Annotated in this window: 18 protein-coding genes; 4 read left to right on the forward strand and 14 right to left on the reverse strand. The window is 63.4% G+C overall.

Annotation, left to right across the window (positions count from 1 at the left end):
- The first annotated feature begins 127 nt into the window (after positions 1-127).
- Positions 128-892, forward strand: coding sequence for a DedA family protein (locus tag HMI60_RS12335; protein WP_018776315.1), 765 nt, complete (start codon positions 128-130; stop codon positions 890-892).
- A 100-nt stretch (positions 893-992) separates the two neighbouring features.
- Here the strand turns inward: HMI60_RS12335 and rdgB are convergent, their stop codons facing one another.
- From rdgB to clpS, 6 genes are all read right to left on the reverse strand, one after another.
- Positions 993-1,664 carry an RdgB/HAM1 family non-canonical purine NTP pyrophosphatase gene (gene rdgB / locus HMI60_RS12340; protein WP_193589737.1) on the reverse strand — a complete coding sequence of 224 codons (672 nt, stop codon included), beginning with the start codon at positions 1,662-1,664 and terminating at the stop codon, positions 993-995.
- Positions 1,661-2,419 carry a ribonuclease PH gene (gene rph / locus HMI60_RS12345; RefSeq protein WP_018776317.1) on the reverse strand — a complete coding sequence of 253 codons (759 nt, stop codon included), beginning with the start codon at positions 2,417-2,419 and terminating at the stop codon, positions 1,661-1,663. Before rph ends, rdgB begins: the two co-directional genes overlap by 4 nt.
- Positions 2,420-2,503: 84 nt before the next feature.
- Entirely contained in the window at positions 2,504-3,301 is a 798-nt protein-coding gene (locus tag HMI60_RS12350; protein ID WP_039242026.1) for an MBL fold metallo-hydrolase, read from the reverse strand.
- Complete coding sequence (gene murI, locus HMI60_RS12355) at positions 3,298-4,317, reverse strand: glutamate racemase (protein WP_370584010.1); 1,020 nt, start codon at positions 4,315-4,317, stop codon at positions 3,298-3,300. Before murI ends, HMI60_RS12350 begins: the two co-directional genes overlap by 4 nt.
- Positions 4,318-4,420: 103 nt before the next feature.
- Positions 4,421-4,987, reverse strand: a complete 567-nt coding sequence (locus tag HMI60_RS12360; RefSeq protein WP_055972139.1) for a DUF2017 domain-containing protein — start codon at positions 4,985-4,987, stop codon at positions 4,421-4,423.
- Positions 4,980-5,342: an ATP-dependent Clp protease adapter ClpS gene (clpS, locus tag HMI60_RS12365; protein ID WP_018776321.1), complete on the reverse strand. Its 363-nt coding sequence runs from the start codon at positions 5,340-5,342 to the stop codon at positions 4,980-4,982. The genes HMI60_RS12360 and clpS overlap by 8 nt, the downstream gene beginning before the upstream one ends.
- Before the next feature lie 37 nt (positions 5,343-5,379).
- Here clpS and HMI60_RS12370 point away from each other — a divergent pair, with 37 nt between their 5' ends.
- Positions 5,380-6,708: a nicotinate phosphoribosyltransferase gene (locus tag HMI60_RS12370; protein ID WP_193589738.1), complete on the forward strand. Its 1,329-nt coding sequence runs from the start codon at positions 5,380-5,382 to the stop codon at positions 6,706-6,708.
- Positions 6,708-7,334: an isochorismatase family protein gene (locus HMI60_RS12375; protein WP_018776323.1), complete on the forward strand. Its 627-nt coding sequence runs from the start codon at positions 6,708-6,710 to the stop codon at positions 7,332-7,334. The genes HMI60_RS12370 and HMI60_RS12375 overlap by 1 nt, the downstream gene beginning before the upstream one ends.
- Positions 7,335-7,437: 103 nt before the next feature.
- On the opposite strand, the gene HMI60_RS12380 is transcribed toward HMI60_RS12375, so the two are convergent.
- The 8 genes from HMI60_RS12380 to HMI60_RS12415 form a co-directional block, all read right to left on the reverse strand.
- Complete coding sequence (locus HMI60_RS12380; RefSeq protein ID WP_018776324.1) at positions 7,438-9,213, reverse strand: DEAD/DEAH box helicase; 1,776 nt, start codon at positions 9,211-9,213, stop codon at positions 7,438-7,440.
- A 112-nt stretch (positions 9,214-9,325) separates the two neighbouring features.
- Positions 9,326-9,664, reverse strand: coding sequence for a DUF3039 domain-containing protein (locus HMI60_RS12385; protein ID WP_018776325.1), 339 nt, complete (start codon positions 9,662-9,664; stop codon positions 9,326-9,328).
- Between the two features lie 8 nt (positions 9,665-9,672).
- Positions 9,673-10,455, reverse strand: coding sequence for a glucosamine-6-phosphate deaminase (gene nagB, locus HMI60_RS12390; RefSeq protein WP_026266923.1), 783 nt, complete (start codon positions 10,453-10,455; stop codon positions 9,673-9,675).
- A gap of 92 nt (positions 10,456-10,547) precedes the next feature.
- Entirely contained in the window at positions 10,548-12,119 is a 1,572-nt protein-coding gene (locus HMI60_RS12395; RefSeq protein WP_193589739.1) for a transporter, read from the reverse strand.
- On the reverse strand, positions 12,101-12,991 hold the full coding sequence (locus HMI60_RS12400; protein WP_110503957.1) for an ABC transporter ATP-binding protein: 891 nt from the start codon (positions 12,989-12,991) through the stop codon (positions 12,101-12,103). The genes HMI60_RS12395 and HMI60_RS12400 overlap by 19 nt, the downstream gene beginning before the upstream one ends.
- 40 nt (positions 12,992-13,031) lie before the next feature.
- Positions 13,032-14,132 carry an NADH:flavin oxidoreductase/NADH oxidase gene (locus HMI60_RS12405; RefSeq protein ID WP_193589740.1) on the reverse strand — a complete coding sequence of 367 codons (1,101 nt, stop codon included), beginning with the start codon at positions 14,130-14,132 and terminating at the stop codon, positions 13,032-13,034.
- Entirely contained in the window at positions 14,132-15,109 is a 978-nt protein-coding gene (locus HMI60_RS12410) for a tetratricopeptide repeat protein (RefSeq protein WP_193589741.1), read from the reverse strand. The genes HMI60_RS12405 and HMI60_RS12410 overlap by 1 nt, the downstream gene beginning before the upstream one ends.
- Positions 15,110-15,146: 37 nt before the next feature.
- Entirely contained in the window at positions 15,147-16,904 is a 1,758-nt protein-coding gene (locus HMI60_RS12415; RefSeq protein ID WP_193589742.1) for a hypothetical protein, read from the reverse strand.
- A 202-nt stretch (positions 16,905-17,106) separates the two neighbouring features.
- On the opposite strand from HMI60_RS12415, the gene HMI60_RS12420 reads away from it, so the two are divergent.
- Entirely contained in the window at positions 17,107-18,399 is a 1,293-nt protein-coding gene (locus tag HMI60_RS12420; protein WP_026266926.1) for an AI-2E family transporter, read from the forward strand.
- The last annotated feature ends 92 nt before the right edge of the window (positions 18,400-18,491 follow it).

Here is an 18,491-nt window from a genome sequence, read left to right on the forward strand (position 1 = left end):
GCAACACCGCCTCATTGGTTCATTACTCATGTAACTAACCATACAACCGCCGAAGATTGAGTCAAGACTTTCGCCGAAAAAGACGACGACGGCCGTCCAGTAGGCTTGTTGGGTGATCTTTTCTGCGATGAGCGACCTTGCCGTATCCACTTTCGGGGGTGCAGGACCGGTGCAGCCCTCCATGGCTTCGTTCCTGCCCGACTGGCTCAACCCCCAGATCTTCCTGGCCGATCCTGCCCTGGCACCGTGGGTTGTACTCCTCGTGTGCGGCATCGTCTTTGCGGAGACGGGCCTGCTGGTGGGCTTCTTCCTTCCCGGCGACTCAATGCTGTTTACCGCGGGCCTACTGGTTGCCACGGATACCATCAAGTTCAACATCTGGGCCCTGGCCGGCCTGATCATCGTCTCCGCGATCATCGGCAACCAGACGGGCTACCTCATCGGTTCCAAGGCCGGTCCAGCGATTTTCAACCGTCCGGACTCAAAGCTCTTCAAGAAAGAGAACGTTGAGAGCGCCCACGCCTTCTTCGAGAAGCACGGCGGGAAAGCGTTGATCCTGGCGCGGTTCGTCCCCATCATCCGCACGTTCGTCCCCGTCATTGTGGGCGTTGCCCAGATGGACAAGCGCAAGTTCTTCATCTTCAACGTCATCGGCGCAGTGCTGTGGGGCGGCGGCGTCACGTTCCTGGGCTACGTTCTGGGCGATCGTATCCCCTGGGTCAGCAAGAACCTGGACATCATCTTCATTGTCATCGTGCTGATCTCCGTCATCCCGGTCATCATCGAGGTCACCCGCGGCTTTGTGGCGAAGCGTAAAGCCGCAGCCGAAGGGACGGACCCGGTGGAGGAATTCATCGAAGAACATGACGGTGGGAAGCACGGCGAGCACTAAGGCTCCCGCAGCGCCACAGCAAAAGCTTCACAGCAAAGAAGAGGCACCCCGCGAACGCGGGGTGCCTCTTCTTTGACGGCTGCACAGTCAGCCGATGACGTTACTGCTGCGTCGGCGTCCCGGTCCCGGAAAGAGCAGCGATGACCGCAGGCAGCAAAGCCCGGAACGCTTGGCCACGATGGCTGATGGCGTTCTTTTCCTCGGAACTCAGCTCGGCGCAGCTGCGGTCCATGCCGGCAGGTTGCAGCACAGGATCGTAACCGAAGCCCCCTTCACCGCGGGGCTCACGAAGAAGCGTCCCCTCCAGCTGGCCGTACTCCACGGTCTCGTGGGCGATGCCATCCGTCCCCGGGACAGCCAGGGCCGCGGCACACACGAACGCTGCCCCACGGAATTGATCCGGAACATCGGACAGTTGTGCCAACAGCAGGTTCAGGTTGCCGGTGTCGTCGCCGTGCCGGCCCGACCAGCGGGCAGAAAAGATCCCGGGTGCGCCGCCCAGGACATCCACTGCCAGCCCGGAGTCGTCGGCGATGGCAACCAAGCCGGTCGCTTCGGCCACGGCACGGGCCTTGAGCAGCGAATTCTCGGCAAAGGTGACGCCGGTTTCTGCCACGTCGGGGGCACCCGCTGCGGCGGCATCCACCACTTGGGTATCGACGTCGAGGCCCGGCACTTGGCCCCGCAGCAGTTCGCGGAGTTCCTTCAGCTTGCCCTTGTTGTGGGTGGCGAGAACGAGACGGGGACCGCCGGCCGCCGAGGCGGCGCTCACGGAGCTTCCGCCAGCGTCTCGCGCTGGATGGCGGCGAGCTGGGTTGTGCCCAGCAGAGCAAGGTCGAGAAGGGCATTGAGTTCGTCGCGGTCGAACGGAGCACCTTCCGCGGTGCCTTGGACCTCGACGAATTTGCCCGAGCCTGTGACCACGACGTTCATGTCGGTCTCCGCGCGGACGTCTTCCACGTAGGGAAGGTCCAGCATGGGGACGCCGTCGATGATGCCAACGGAAACCGCCGCAATGGTGTCCACAAGGGGCTCGGCATTGCGGGAGATGAGCTTGTTCTCCCGGGCAAAGCGGATGGCCTCGGCGAGCGCCACGTAGGCGCCGGTGATGGCAGCGGTGCGGGTACCGCCGTCGGCCTGCAGGACGTCGCAGTCAAGGACGATCGTGTTCTCGCCGAGTGCCTTGGTATCGATGATGGAGCGCAGGGAGCGGCCGATCAGGCGGGAGATTTCGTGGGTGCGGCCGCCGATCTTGCCCTTGACGGACTCACGGTCCGAACGGGTGTTCGTGGCACGGGGAAGCATGGCGTATTCGGCCGTCACCCAGCCGCGGCCTTCGCCCTTGAGCCAGCGTGGCACGCCCTCGGTCAGGGAAGCGGTGCACAGAACCCGGGTGTTGCCGAACTCGATCAGGGCAGAGCCCTCAGCCTGCTTGGACCAGCCGCGGGTGATACTGATGGGTCGCAGTTGGTCAGGGGTCCGGCCATCGGCACGGACGACGGGTGTGGCTGTAGCTTCAGAAGTCATGCTCCAAGCTTAGCGACGATGACGGTACTGCCACCGCCGGGCCTTGCCGGATCGTGTAGTGGCTGCCGGATCGTGTAGTGGCTGCTAGATCGTGTAGTGGACTCCGGCGACGGCGACGGCGACGTCCCCGGCGAACACTGGCTTGGCCTCGGACAACACTTTGGTTTGCGACGTCCACACGGGGATGTGAGTGAGGAGAAGGCGTTTGGCTCCTGCATTCGTCGCAGCCTCGCCCGCACGCTTGCCGGTGAGGTGGACGTCCTTGATGTCGTCGTCCCGCCCCTCTTCAAAGGCCGCCTCGCACAGGAAGAGGTCCGACCCCTTGGCGGCGTCTTCAAGTCCCTGACAGGAATCGGTGTCGCCCGAATACGTCAGGATCTTGGTCACGGGGACACCGTCCTTGCCCGGTTCGGTGGCCGTGACACGCAAGGCGTAGGCCTCCTCCACCGGGTGGTTCACGGCGAACGGCGTCACGGTGAAGGGACCAACAGTAACGGGCTTGAGCTCGGTCCAGTTGGTGAAATCGAATTCCTCATGCATCCCCGGGTCCAGCTCCAAACCGTAGGCCGTAGCCATCCGGTCGGCAGTGGCAGCCGGGCCCCACACGGGAAGGCGGTCCCGTCCCCAGCCGCCCGGCTTCCAGCGCACCGCGACGTGGAGGCCGCACAGGTCCATGCAGTGGTCAGGATGCAGGTGCGTGAGGAAGATCGCGTCGATGTCTTCAAGGTCCGTGTAGCGCTGGATGGCACCCAGGGCACCGCTGCCAAGGTCCATGACGATTTTCCACTCGCGTTCGCCGTCATGGGCGGTGACGAGGTAGCACGACGCCGGCGATCCCGGTCCGGGGAAGGATCCGGTGCACCCGACAATGGTCAGCTTCACAGGCCACGCCCCATGGCTGCGTCCGCGCTCGCTCCGGGGTTCACGAAATACGAGCGGCGCCCAAGGCCGGCACCGGACTTGGCTGCTTCCAGCATCTCGGGGGTGATCCGGGCGAGGCTGCCGGTGGGATACTGCGCTGCCACGTGGTCGACATGCTTCACGGAGAGGACTTCGGGTCCCAGGAAACGGCGCGCCAGTATCTCAAACTGCGCAGCGTCCCCGGTGGCGATGAACTCGTGGCTCGGCGCACTCGACCCGGTGCGCTGGATACCGTGGGTGGCCAGGGCCCGGTAGACGTCCTTGGCGGTTTCTTCCGCACTGGAAACCAGCGTGACGTCCTCACCCATGACGAACGAGATGACCCCGGTCAGCAAGGGATAGTGCGTGCATCCGAGGACGACGGTGTCCACGCCGGCATCCTTGAGCGGGGCGAGATACTCGTTGGCGGCCGCCAGGAGCTCAGGTCCGGTGGTGACGCCAGCCTCCACGAAACTCACAAAGGCCGGGCAGGCCACGGAGGTGATGGTGAGGTCCGGAGCAGCGGCAAAGGTGTCCTCATATGCTCGCGAACCCACCGTGGCAGATGTTCCGATGACGCCGATCTTTCCGGACCGGGTGGCTGAAACCGCACGGCGGACAGCCGGTTGAATCACTTCAATCACCGGGATACCGTACCGGGCCGTGTATCTTTCCCGCGCATCGCGAAGCACAGCCGCCGATGCCGAGTTGCAGGCAATGGTCAGGAGCTTCACTCCGGAGTCCACGAGTTCGTCCATCACGCCAAGGGCATTGGCGCGGACCTCTGCAATCGGGAGCGGACCGTACGGTCCGTTGGCAGTATCGCCAACGTAGAGTATGGATTCGTTGGGCAGCTGGTCGATGATGGATCGTGCCACCGTCAATCCGCCCACGCCGGAATCAAAAATACCGATCGGGCGCGTTCCCACGATTTCCCCTGTGCTGACGGGGGCGCTACTGCCCGTAGCGCCGCTTTGTGAACCCGATGCTGAAGTCATGATTATTCGAGAATAAGGCTTCCCGTGGAGTGCGGCCATCAGGTGTGTCCTCCGCCTCGTGTCTTATGTGTCACAAGGCGTGGGTGGCGCCAGGCCCCCGGGATCAGGATTTTGCCTGCCTGGCAGAGATCATGGCCTGCACCAAGGACTCCTGCAGCCACGTGGTGAAGTTGTAGACCAGGGCCAAGTAGCTCTCCACATCTTCAGCCTGGCTCCAGTCCTGCATGGTGTGGATGTGCTCGGCGTCCGCCTCATCGCGGATGTCCAGACGTTCGGCCAGAACAAGCCTGACGTCGTTGAGAGCCATTGACCACCGGGCAGCCTCCTCGGGCGTCAGGACCAGGTCTTCCTTGTCCAAACCCATGGCCGTTGCCCGCAGGGCGCCGATTTTGTTTTCCCGGACTGAGCGTTCGGTGAGTTGCCGGAACTCAAGCGAGCCGCCGTCGTCGTCCTTCATAACGTTGGGCAGGAGCCGCAGCAGGGCCCTGTCCGTTGGCTGCTTAACGTCCATGTCCAGGCCAATCAGGGCAGCCAGCGGGTCTTCGTTCTCCCGGACTTCCGGGTCCAGCATGGAGATGACGTCGTCCAGCAATCCGCGGAGGAGATCACGTTCAGCCGGTTCAAGGAACCCGGTGATGCCTTTAAGACCGTATTTGAATGCCTTAGCCACGCTGGCGGCCGCCCTTTCCGGGTGTTTCATTGCCACTGGCAGCCTTCTCCACGGTGGCCCACAGGCCAAAACCGTGCATGGCCACCGCATGCTGCTCCACTTGTTCCTTGCTTCCGAACGCAACGATGGAGCGGCCCTTCTTGTGGACCTCCATCATCAACTTGTGTGCTTTCGACTCGGAGTAGCCGAAGTAGCTCTGGAAAACATAGCTCACGTAGCTCATCAGGTTGACGGGATCGTTCCAGATCACCAGGTTCCAGGGGACATCAGGGGCTGTCAGGACATCAGTGGACGTTTGCTCTGCAGCTTCCGTCCGCTCATCGATGTCCGTGCCAAACGCAACGCTAGGGCTCATCTGTCCATTCTATGGCGGCTCGCACTAGAGTGAATTCGTGAGTAGAGCCGCGTCGTGGGACCACCCCGCAACATCCTTGTACACAGACCACTACGAACTGACGATGCTGCAGGCCGCCCTGCACTCAGGTGCCGCGCATCGCCGTTCTGTGTTTGAAGCCTTCGCCCGACGGTTGCCGGATGGCCGCCGCTACGGCGTGGTGGGTGGCACGGGACGCTTGCTGGAAGGCATTGCGGACTTCAGGTTCGGCGATGCTGAACTCGCATTCCTGGAGCAGAACAAGGTAGTAAACAGGGAGACCCTGGATTACCTTGCCGACTACAAGTTCAGCGGCGACATCTGGGGATACGCCGAAGGGGATGCCTATTTCCCCAACTCCCCCATCCTCATCGTCGAATCGACTTTCGCCGAGGCCTGCATCCTTGAGACGTTCGTCCTTTCGGTCCTTAATCACGACAGCGCCATAGCCTCGGCCGCGTCACGGATGACCTCGGCGGCCGGAACCCGCCCCTGTATCGAGATGGGCTCCCGGCGCACACAGGAGGAATCGGCGACGGCGGCAGCACGCGCCGCTGTCATTGCCGGCTTCGCCAGTACCTCCAACCTTGAAGCCGGCCGGCGCTACGGCATCAAAACCGTTGGTACCGCAGCCCACTCCTTCACGCTTCTTCATGACACCGAGCGCGAGGCCTTCGAAGCCCAGATTGCCACCTTCGGTCCGGGGACTTCCCTGTTGGTCGATACCTACGACGTCGAAACTGCGGTTCGGACCGCCGTCGAGCTCGCCGGTGACAAACTCGGCGCAGTACGTCTGGACTCCGGCGACCTCGTTGCCCAGGCGCAATGGGTCCGGCAACTGCTCGATGACCTCGGCAACGTCAACACGCGCATCGTGGTGACCTCGGACCTGGACGAGTTCGCCATCGCGGCGCTGCAATCTGCCCCAGTGGACTCCTATGGCGTGGGGACGTCGCTGGTCACCGGTTCAGGCGCTCCGACGGCGAGCATGGTCTACAAGCTGGTCAGCCGCACCAACGACGCCGGTGAGTTCATCTCCGTGGCCAAGGCTGCCAAGAACAAGGCAAGCGTCGGTGGCCGCAAGTACGCCCTCCGCAAGCTCAACGAGCGCGGAAGGGCCACCGCCGAAGTCGTGGGCATCGGCCACCGCCCGGAAGATGACGGCAACGACCGTCCGCTGCTTCATCAGTTCGTCAAGAACGGCGAGGTCCTGCCGGGATGGACCGGGCCGGAAGGTGTTGTCCGCGCCAAGGAGCGCCATGCGGCAACCATGGCCGAACTGCCACCCGTAGTGAACCGCCTGCAGCGTGGCGAAGCCGCCATTCCCACCATGTACGAGGAGAACTGATGTCCCGGGCCTTGATCATCGTTGATGTCCAGAACGACTTCTGTGAGGGTGGCACTTTGGCGGTCGAAGGCGGCGCGGATGTCGCTGCCGCGATTACGGAGTATGTGGACGCCAACCAGCAGCACTTCGATCACATCGTCGCCACGCAGGACTGGCACATCGAACCGGGCGACCATTTCTCGGACGATCCCGACATGGTGGACTCGTGGCCGCCGCACTGCCGGGCCCGAAGCAAGGGCGCCGAGCTCCATGAGGACCTTGACCCTGAGTACATCCAGGCGTACTTCCGCAAAGGACAGTACACAGCCGCTTACTCGGGCTTCGAAGGCGTCCTGGCCCCGGAAGACGATGTTCCTACCGGGGACCTGAAGGCGGGAGCAGCGGTCGAGGAAGTACTCGACGAGGACGCGATCGGGCTCGATGACTGGCTCCAGAGCCATGACGTTGAAGACGTGGTGATTGTTGGCCTGGCTACCGACTATTGCGTCAAAGCCACAGCTTTGGATGCTGTCCAGGCCGGATACAACACCACTGTTATCGCCGGCCTCACCGCGGGAATCGCCGGGGACCTCAGTGACACCTTCGACGAGATGGAAGCTGCCGGCGTCGACGTCGATCACAGTTGACCCATCGCATCTGCCCCAGGGCCCCGTTCCCTGAAGTCACGCGGAGATGACGAAAGGGCGCCGCTGGTAGCGGCGCCCTTTTGTCATGTGGGCGTGTTACTGGTTACTTCCGGCCAATGAACCAGTCCTGAAGCTTCCGAAGCCGTGCCTGCAGTTGCTCCTCGTTGGCCTGGGCAACAGCCGGACCGCCGCAAACCTCGCGCAGCTTGGTGTGGACCACCCCGTGCGGCGTCCCTGTCCGGGCAGCCCACGCGGCAACGTTCTTGGCCAGCTCATTGCGCAGGTCCATGAGCATCCGGTGGTCCGGAATCGCCGGCGAAGCCGCAGCAGCCAGTGGCGACTGCCGCTTCTTGCGCGACTGCTGCTCGTGCTGGCGCTGCCGGAGCAACGTTCCCACCTGCTCGGCATCAAGGAGTCCTGGGATGCCGAGGAAGTCCAGTTCCTCGTCGGAGCCGATGTCCGCCCCGGTACCGAACTCGCCACCATCGAACAGGACACGGTCGAAGGACGCTTGGGAGTCCAACGCCTCAAATTTGCCCTTGGTGAGCTCGTCGGAAGCTTTGTCTTCGCGGTTGGCCTCGGCCATCAGGTTTTCTTCGGGACTGAAAAGTCCGTCCTCGTCCTTTTCAGGGCGGTCCAGCGCATGGTCGCGCTCGGCCTCCATGGTGTTGGCGAGAATCATCAAGGGCGGTACCGACGGCAGGAAGACCGACGCCGTTTCGCCCCTTTTGCGCGCACGGACAAAACGTCCGACAGCCTGGGCAAAGAACAAGGGGGTCGAGGTAGAGGTGGCGTAGACGCCCACGGAGAGGCGGGGTACGTCAACACCTTCGGACACCATGCGCACGGCGACCATCCAGCGCTTGTCCCCTGCGGAGAACTCCTCGATCTTGCTCGATGCCTTGGAGTCGTCCGAGAGAATCACTGTGGGCGATTGGCCGGTGATTTTCTTCAACTGGCCGGCGTAGGCGCGGGCGTCATCGTGGTCCGTGGCTATCACCAGGCCACCGGCGTCAGGCACTGTTCGACGGACTTCGCTGAGGCGCTTGTCCGCAGCTGCCAGGACGGCGGGAATCCATTCCCCGGTGGGATTCAGAGCTGTGCGCCAAGCCTGTGAGGTGATGTCCTTGGTGACTGCTGCCTCGCCCAAGGAAGCCGCCATTTCGTCCCCGGCACTGGTTCGCCACCGCATCTGGCCGGAGTAGGCCATGAACAGGACGGGGCGCACGACGTGGTCCCGCAGTGCGTTGCCATAGCCGTACGTGTAATCGGCCTTGGATCTGCGGATCCCGTCCCGGTCCTCGGCGTATTCGACGAAAGGAATGGGTGAGGTGTCGGAACGGAAAGGCGTACCCGTCAAGGACAGGCGCCGGGCGGCGGGATCGAAAGCCTCACGGAGGCCATCGCCCCACGACAGGGCTTCACCACCGTGGTGGATCTCATCAAGGATCACCAGGGTGCGTGCGGCTTCAGTCTTGGCACGGTGCAGCATTGGTTTGCTGGCCACCTGTGCGTAAGTGACGGCAACGCCCACGAACCCCCTGCCGTGCTGGCCGTCGGAGTTCTTGAAGTTGGGATCGATGGCGATACCCACCTTGGCGGCAGCATCGGCCCACTGCCTCTTGAGGTGGTCCGTTGGCGCCACGATGGTGATGCGGTTAACCACGCCGCTGTCCAGCAGCGTGGTCGCAATCCGCAGGGCGAAGGTGGTCTTACCTGCACCGGGCGTCGCCACGGCCAGGAAGTCCTTCGGGTTGCGGGTCATGTACAGGTCAAGTGCCTCCTGCTGCCAGGCGCGCAGCTTGGGAGCCGTTCCCCAAGCTGCGCGCTCCGGATACGCGGGAGGCAGTGAAGGACCACCAAAAAGTGTTTCTGTCATGCTGACTCCCCCGGCCTCACGGCAGTTGCGGTTGCCTCAGGCTTTTCGGGCACGCAAAAGCGGACCGGAAAGCGGTGACGTTCAGAAGGGGACTGTGTTTTCTTCCCACCCACTACTTGGAGTTGCCCGGGCCGCCGTTGTTTCCACCGTCATTGCCGGGACGGAGGCCTTCGTAAATCTCCTTGCACTCCGGGCAGACCGGGAACTTCTGCGGATCGCGGCCCGGCGTCCAGACTTTGCCGCACAAGGCAATCACGGGCTCGCCGGTCAGGGCCGACTCCATGATCTTTTCCTTGCGGACGTAGTGGGAGAACCGCTCGCGGTCGCCGGGCTCCACTTCCTGGCGTGTTTCTTCACGCTCAATGGTGGAAGTGGACGTTCCGGCTCCGGAAAGCTCGCGCATGGGGTCGTTTTCGAATGGATCCGGAGGAAGCGTAGTCATGCCAAACATCTTACCGTCTACAGGCCCTGCCACTCCGGCTTGTTGTCGTAGGTGTGCCGGTAGTAATCAGCCAGTTTCAGTGATGAAGCTGCCGCTTCATCCACCAGGATGGTGGCGTGGGGATGCATCTGCAGGATCGATGCCGCGCAAATCGCAGCCACCGGGCCTTCCACGAAATCCCGGACCGCCTGGGCTTTTTGGGCGCCCGTGGCCACCAGGACCACGTGCTTGGCGTCCATAATGGTCCCCAGACCCTGGGTCACCACGTGGTGCGGGACGTCGTCGATGCTGTCGAAGAAGCGGGCGTTGTCTTTGCGCGTCTGCTCAATCAGGGTTTTGATCCGTGTCCTCGAGGCAAGGGATGAGCCAGGCTCATTGAACCCGATATGCCCGTCAGTGCCCACGCCCAGGATCTGGAGATCCACGCCTCCAACGGCCTTAATGGCGTCCTCGTAGTCCTGGCATGCTGCTTCAAGGTCTTCGGCGGCACCATCGGGGCCGTGGACGTTCTCCGGTTTGATGTTCACCCTGTTGGTAAATTCACGCCGGATTACCTCCCGGTAAGACTCAGGATGTCCGGCCTCAAGGCCAACATATTCGTCCAGGGCGAAGCCGTGGGCCTGGCTGAAGTCCAGGCCCCCGGCTTCGTAGCGGCTGGCCAATTCGTCATAGATGGGCAAAGGAGATGATCCCGTGGCAAGCCCCAGCACGGCATTCGGCTTTCGCCGCACCAATGCCTCGATGGCATCGGCAGCAAGCGCACCGATCTGCTTGGTGCCCGGGAGAATGACAACTTCCATCGTCATGGCCTTTCTTTCTGAGGATCATCTTCTGTCACAGAGGTTATCCCATGTCCCATCTATAGGCCACGGCAATCACGGTTATTACGGAATCAGCGGTTAACGCTGAGCTCGGCAAACATCTCCGGTCCGCGCGCGTCGAGCCACTTCCCCCCGAGGCGAACGCCCACCACGAAAAGAGCCAGGCCCAGCAAAGGACCAACCGCGAGATTGATCCAACCTGCTTCAGGACCGCCGCTGAAGGCCTGGACGGCCACCAAGGCGAGTTCCGGAATGAGGAGCAGAGCCAGGACTGCCATCCCGGCTCCCTGGACAAGCAATGTCTGGGCAACGTTTCCTGGAGGCTTCTTGAATGGGCTGTCGCCAGGCAAGGGTACGGCAATGTTATACCGGGCCGAGATCACCGAGGAGAGTCCCAGCCCCGTGAGCAGCGTTCCGAGCGACAATCCCAAAAGGTTGGGCAGCCACTGCCAGTCCCCGGTGAGGAACAACGGTCCCACGGTAAAGACCAGCACCACGGGAAGTGAGATGACCAGGCATCCCAAGGCGCGGCCCAACCGGTCATCGATTCCCCGGACACCCGCGGCCAGGTGCAACGCGAAAGCGGTGTTGTCGTAGGAAACATCTGCACAGATGGACCAGGCCATGGTAAAAGCCGTCAACGGTCCAAGAATCATGAACAACCCGTAGCTGCCGCTCTGCGAACTGCCGAAGAAGAAGAGGACGGGGAACAGCGGAACGATGACCAACGATGCCGCATACCTCGGATCCTTCATCCAATAGACCAAGGCACGCGCCATGACCGCCCCCGTCGGAGTGCCGGGAAGCGTGCCGAAGAGACCAAGCTTCCCGCCCTTCCGGGCTGAGCCTCCCGAGTAGGTGGGAGTCACCAGCGCGCGCCGAAGAAGCAAGTGCCAGCACAGCAGCAGTGCGCCGATGGTGGCCAGCGCAATCAAAACCTTCAGTCCGGCGGCTGCCCACTCCCCTGCTTCGAGGTCCCCGCCGAGCGACCACGCTGCACCGAGGGGTGTCCACGACAGGGTACGGGCGAGCCCGGGAAGGTAATCCGAAGTGTTGCGGACACCCTCTACGATTCCCATCATGATGGGTCCCAGCAGGACCAGGGGGATGAAAACGATGATGCTGCTGATGTCCTTGAACCGCCGTGAGGCCGAAAGGCCGGCGGTAGCCGTAGTCACCACCTTTGACAACACGATGCAGGTCAGCGCTCCCAGGACGGCACCCAGCAAGGCGCCCACCACAGACGGAGCGCTCCGCCACCAGGTCCCTACCGTTCCCAGGGCCGCAATCAACGTTGCCAGGCCGGGGATGCCAATGAATCCGGCAAGAGCCAAACCGGTCAGGAGCTGCCGGGACGGGATCGCGAACGTGGTGAACCGTGCGGGATCCAGTGTCATGTCGGCTGCGGACGCTACCAGAGGGATGATCGCCCAGCCCAGGACAGTGGCCACTCCACCCAATACCACCACGGTTTGGGCGATCTCCGGATCGGCCCACCGCAGCGCTATAAGGCCTCCAACAAGGAGGACCAGCATTCCCAAGGCGTAGAGCAATCCCAACGCCATACCGACCAACTGCCATGGGCTCCGCTTGAACCCGTTAAGAAGCAGGCGCCACTTCAGGCTTAGAAGGTGCGCAACCATTCCAGCCCCTCCGTCCGGTGTCCGCCGCCGACCAACTGGACGAAGCGTTCCTCCAGGGTTGAACCGTTGCGGACCTCATCAACAGAGCCTGCGGCCAGGACCCGGCCACCGGCAACTACCGCGACGTGGCTGCACATGCGCTGCACGAGATCCATCACGTGGCTCGAGACGATGACAGTGCCCCCGGACGCTACATAGCTTTCCAGGATGCCCCGGATGTTGGCCGCCGACACCGGATCCACCGACTCGAACGGCTCGTCCAGCACCAGGAGCCGCGGCGCATGGATCAGCGCCGATGCCAAGGCAATCTTCTTGGTCATGCCGGCCGAGTAGTCGACCACAAGGGAGCCGGCATCGGCTTCGAGGTCAAGGGCCGCCAACAGCTCCGAAACCCTCGTGCCCACTACGTCACGATCCATGCCCCGCAGGAGGCCGGAATACGTGACCAATTGTTCGCCGGTCAGGCGGTCGAACAGGCGCACGCCGTCGGGCAGCACGCCCATGAGCTTCTTGGCGGCCAGTGGTTGGGCCCAGACATCGACTCCGTGGACCAATGCGGTGCCGAAGTCAGGACGCAGCAAGCCTGTGGCCATGGACAGCGTGGTGGTCTTGCCGGCCCCATTGGGTCCGACCATTCCGTAGAACGAGCCCGCGGGTACTTCCAGACTGACTCCGTCGACGGCGATCTTCTCGCCGAATCTCTTGGCCAGCCCCCTGATGGACAGGGCAGCCAAGGGCGGTTCACCTGGTGTCTGCGGCGGTTGTGCCGGCCGCGTTGTTGCAGCGGCGTCGGGCGTGGAAGCCGCGGGCGGGGACTCGGATGCCTGGGCGGGCGTGGATATGGGCATGGATTCATGGCGTGGTTCCGTCATGTGACCAGCCTAACCTCGTGGGCAGAGGCGCGCCGGGGTTCTAGAAGCCGTGGCGGGGCACGGCCCGCTGGTACTGCGGAACCCAGGGCAGATCGTAGCCAAGCCCGTAGGCAGCCCGGAGCCACCAATGCGGATCGCGGAGCGCCGCACGCGCCATGAATACGGCATCAGCCCTGCCGTTGGCCACGATGTCCTCCACTTGGGTTGGACTTGTCAGCAGCCCCACCGCGGCGGTGGGCACACCGGCGTCGCGCTTTACCTGCTCGGCGAACCCGGCCTGGTAGCCGGGTACCGCGCGGATCTTCTGATGCGCAACCGCCCCTCCGCTGGAGACATCCACCAGGTCAACGCCCCGTTCTGCCGCAGCGCGTGCCAGCCTGGTCGAGTCTCCCACCTCCACGCCGCCGTCGGCCCAGTCGGAGGCCGAGATGCGCAGGAGAAGAGGCATCGAATCGGGGATGACTTCCCGGACAGCCTCCACCACTGTGAGCATGAGCCGGTTCCGGCCCTCCTCGTTTCCACCCCAGCGGTCCGTACGGGTGTTGATGAGCGGGCTCTGGAACTGATGCAGAAGATACCCATGGGCGCCGTGGATTTCGACAGTGTCGAAGCCAACGGCCACAGCCCGGGCGGCCGCTGCGGCAAAGTCGGACACGACACCCTGGATGTCCTCTTCGCTCATGGCCGCCGGCGCCGCATAGCCGTCATAGGCCTGGCTCGTTGGACCGACTGTCGACCAGCCGCCGTCGTCCGCCGGGACCGAACCCGAACGTTCCGCGAACGGCCAGTAAGTGGAGGCCTTCCGCCCTGCGTGCGCCAGCTGGGCACCGATCCTGCAGTCCACGGCGCCGTGCCTGTGCACGAACTGCACGATCCGTTCCCAAGCGGCAGCCTGTTCATCCGAATAGAGGCCGGCATCCAACGGGCTGATCCTGCCCACCGGGTTGACAGCCGCCGCCTCACTCATGATCAGCGCAGCGCCTCCGGCGGCGAAGGAACCCAAGTGCATCAGGTGCCAGTCGTTCGGAACCCCCTCACCAGTCTCCGGATGGCAACTGTACTGGCACATCGGCGAGACCCAACCCCGGTGCGGGATGGTCAGCGAACGCAAGGTGAGCGGAGAAAAGAGCGCCGATCCCACTAGAAGAGGACCCTCGCCAATCCCTGCCGGGCCTTGGCCACGCGGTCGTCCTTGATTCCCACAACCTCGAAGAGCTCCAAGAGCCGCAGACGGGCAGTCTCCCGCTCGGGACCGAAGTTCCTGCCGATGAAGCTGATGATCCGGTTGAAGCCGTCCTCGATGTGGCCACCTGAGATGTCAAGGTCAGCGACGCCCAGTTGCGCCTCGACATCATCGGGCTCCTGGGCGGCACGGTCGCGGAGGGCTTCTGCCTCGGGGGCGGTGAGTTTCTCCAGCCTTGCCATCAACTCAACCTGTGCCAGGCCCGCTTTTGCCTCAGCATCAGCCGGCTGTTCAAGGAGCGCCTGCTTGTAGGCCGCTACAGCGGCGTCGTAGTCACCGGCTTCGATGGCATCGACGGCGGCCTGGTGCAGCGGCGGGAGGGGTGCGGGTTCGGCATCGTCAGCCTGCTCGGCGTCGCCGATGCTTCCGGTGACACCATTCGCGGCCGCCACCTTGAGCAGTTCATCGACGAGGTTCCGGATTTGCGCGTCATCCGCCGGGCCTTGGAACAACGGAACAGGCTGGCCTTTGATCACGGCGACGGCGGTCGGGACGGCTTCTACCTGGAAGGCCTGGGCCAGTTGAGGGAAGGCATCTACGTCAGCGGCGGCAAGCACCAGCCGTCCGCCATAGCTTTCAACGACCTGCTGGGCAGTGTCCAGGACAGCGGGCGATTCGGGGGCGTACCGGGACCAGAGAAGGAACAGTACGGGAATCTGGGCGGACAACTGCACCAGGTCCTGGAAGTTTGTTTCTGTTGCGTCCACACGGAGCGGGGCTTTGCCGGCCTCACCCCCTTGGGGTGTCTCCCCGTCCGCGGGGGCAGGAGGCCCCTGTGGCGGGGTCGGGCGGCGCAACGACGAGAGGTCGACGGCGCCGCGCAGGTTGAGCTGGCTGGCAGCGGCTGGAGTGGGTCGGTATCCGGGCGAACTCATACCGTCCACTCTAGCCGCTGCCTACCTGCTGGTCGGGCTACTTGAAGCTGGCTCCAACCAGACCGCGGGTAGCGGCCACGAGCTTCATGGGATCGGATGATCCCGCAGGCGGGATGTACACCGCCACGGACTCGGCGAAGTTCAGGACCATGCCGGTGGTGGTTTCCTTGCCACCGGCGAATACGGCGGAGTCGTCCTCAAGCAGGAGCTTGTCGCCCGCCGCCTTGGGAGTTCCCTCGAACGCGAAGTCCAGGCGTCCCACTACCAATGCTCCCCCGTCAGCGGTCTTCAGCACCACAGTCTGGTTTGGCACCGGAGTGTGGGTGAACTTGAAGTTGGCGCTGGTGCCGTTCTTCACGGTGTCCGCCTGGTAGGCAAGGGCCCCGGCGATATACGGGGACGACTGGCCATCGGCGAGCTTGCTCCGGTTTGGCGAATCCGGGTTCGTCAGCATCTCACTCAGGATTTCCAACGCCTGGTTGCCGCTGTAGGCCAGGCCGGTGCTGTCGCTGGCAGGCACTGGCGTAGTGCCCTTGCGGGCCACCGGGAAGGACGGGAAGTTGGTGCCCGGCTGGAGTGGCGCGGTGCCCCACAGCTTGTAGTTCTCACGCGGAGAAAGCTGAACGAGCGTGAGGACCTGCGGAACGACGTTTCCTTCACCCTGGGTCAGGGCATATACGGTCCTGGGCCAGTCCTTCTTGGTGCTGATGACGCTGCTCTCGAGCTTGGTGGCCCGGACAGGCATGCGCGGTTCATACGCCGAAACGGTGGACCGGATCTTGTAGTTCTGGGTGCGGATCTGGAGTTCCATTTTGTCGACGCGCGGGGCCAGCTTGGCAGCATCCTTCGCGGCATCGGCTGCGTCCACAGTGCTGGCTACCTGCTCCAGGATGCGCTGGAGCTGCGATTCGAGCATCACCGGTGTTCCGCCGTCGCCCTCAGCTGGTGAGGAAGCCGACGCGGTGGAGGTGGCATTCGGTGAGGTGGTGGCTTGGGCGGCCATAGCGGACCCGCCGACCATGACGGCGGCCAAGGCGGCTGCGACGGCAGTGACGCGCAACGCCGGACCTTCGACTCCACCAGTACGACGGCGGGCCTCATCGCCGGTGGGCGACTGTACGGGCAGGGTGGTGGTTGCTTCGCCACCCTGCGGCCCGTCTCCTTCGCCGTCTTTACGACGACTGCCCAGAGCCTTGGCAATGAACGGCAGCGCCGCGCCAACCAGGATGATGATGATGCCCAGAACAATCAGGGGCACAGCCCAGGGGGTGGTTTCCTTGTTCGGGAAGGTCATGGAGATGGCAGACGGGGCAGGCTTGGTTCCGTCGGCAGCCACCAGCAAGGACCACTCGCCGTCAGCGGGCGGGTTCCACGTGTATTCGTAATCGCCGCTCGCGTCTTCAGTGCTGACCCAGAGATCGGAACCTGCCGGGGACGGCGCAGTGGCCTCACCATCGGCGGATGTCGCTTCGAGTGACTTCTGGTCTGCCGAGACGCCGGTCAGCGTGGTGTGGGCGGTCTTACCTACCCAGGCGTTGACGTCGTCGGGGCGGCCAGTGGCAATCATGTAGTTGCCTTCACCCTGGATCTTGATCTTCACCGGCCCCTCATGCAGGTCAATGAGTTTTTGATCGATCACGGTCAGCGGGGCAGCTTTGGTATCGCTGGGAACCGAAGCCGTCACCGTCTCAGCGGGGGCCCAGAAAGTCAGCTGGCCAATGCCGGCCAACATCGTCAGCAGGCCCAGCAGCACCAGCAAGGCTGCAGTCTTCAAACGCACAGGATCACCTATCATCAGCGGTCGTTGAACTTCAAGGGTAACCGTTTTGTTATCAAGGAGTCAGATCGGGGTGATCCCGGCGACACCGGAAAAAGCCTGCCGTGGCGCCGCTGTGGCCCGATTCCGCGGTCCTGATAGTGTGGCGATGATCATGATATCCGGGCCCATAACTGCCTGAATTGACCCTGTACCACCAACGAAAAGGCTGTACAAGCGCGTGAAAGACCACATGGAGTCCCGTCCCGACGATGAGCCCGGGTCAGCCGCGGTGAACGCGTCATCGGACGCGCCGTCAGCCTCGGTTCCCGTCCGGACCGGGCGGCTCGCCGCCATCAGCCGCAGGCTCAGGCAGCCCATCCCCGGCGCGCGCACCCGTGTCCGCTTCGAGATGCCGCCGGAAGACGACGGAACGGGCGATCAGGACGGCTTCCGCCCGGAAGACGATCACGGCTTTGGCGCGCCCGGCCCCCGGATGTCGTCGCAGCACCCTCTTTACGTCGGTTTCATGGGAACGGCTGGCGTGGGAGTCGCCCTTGCGGTGTTCTATATCGCAAGCAACACCACCCAGCTGATCCTGTGGATCGTGGCCGCCCTCTTCATTGCGTTGGGCCTTGACCCCGTGGTGCGCTGGCTGGAGTCCCACAAAGTACCGCGCCCGGCAGGCATCCTCATCTCTGTCTCCGCCCTGGTACTTGCTGTTGCCGGTTTCTTTGCGACCCTGATTCCCACCATCGTTGAGCAGGTGTCCGAAATCGTGCGGCAGGCCCCGGATTGGATCCGCGGCTTCCTCGACTCGGACTTCTTCCGCAACGTGGACAGCCAGTTCGGCGTTCGCGACCGGATCACCACCGAACTGGACAAGTTCGTCAAGGACCCCGAAGCCATGGGCGGCATCTTTGGCGGTGTTGTTGGTTTCGGTTCAACCGTGGCCAACGGCCTCTTCGGTTCCCTCATTGTCCTGGTCCTGAGCCTGTACTTCCTGGCAGCCCTGCCCTCCATGAAGAAGTGGGCTTACCGGCTGGCACCCCGTTCCCGCCGCCCACGCGTGGAAGCGTTGTCCGAAGCCATCACGGATTCCGTGGGCAACTACGTGATCGGCCAGGCTTGCGTCGCCCTCTTGAACGCCATCTTCGCCTTCATCGTGATGACCATCCTGGGGATTCCCTTCAGCGTCCTGCTGGCATTCGTCGTGGCGTTGCTCGCCTTTATCCCGCTCGTGGGCGGCATGATCGCCGCCGTCGTTGTAATCCTCGTGGCCCTCACCGCAGGGTGGCAGACGGCCGTTGTCTACGCGATCGCCTATTTCGCCTACCTCCAGTTCGAGGCCTACTTCATCTCGCCGCGCATCATGCAGCGCGCAGTCGCAGTGCCGGGCGCGGTGGCCGTCATCTCCGTTATTGCCGGCGGCAGTTTGCTGGGCGTCCTGGGCGCACTGATTGCCATTCCCACCGCGGCCGCCATCATGCTGCTCATCAAGGAAGTCTTCATTGTCCGCCAGGACCGGCACTGACGGTCCTGATGTGCCCATGAAGAAGCCCCTGAACCGTTTGGTTCAGGGGCCTCTTCATGTCCGGGATGTTCGCCACGAACCAGCCGGATCAG

The sequence above is a fragment of the Paenarthrobacter sp. YJN-D genome, assembly GCF_015040335.1.
Classification (GTDB): Bacteria; Actinomycetota; Actinomycetes; order Actinomycetales; family Micrococcaceae; genus Arthrobacter; species Arthrobacter nicotinovorans.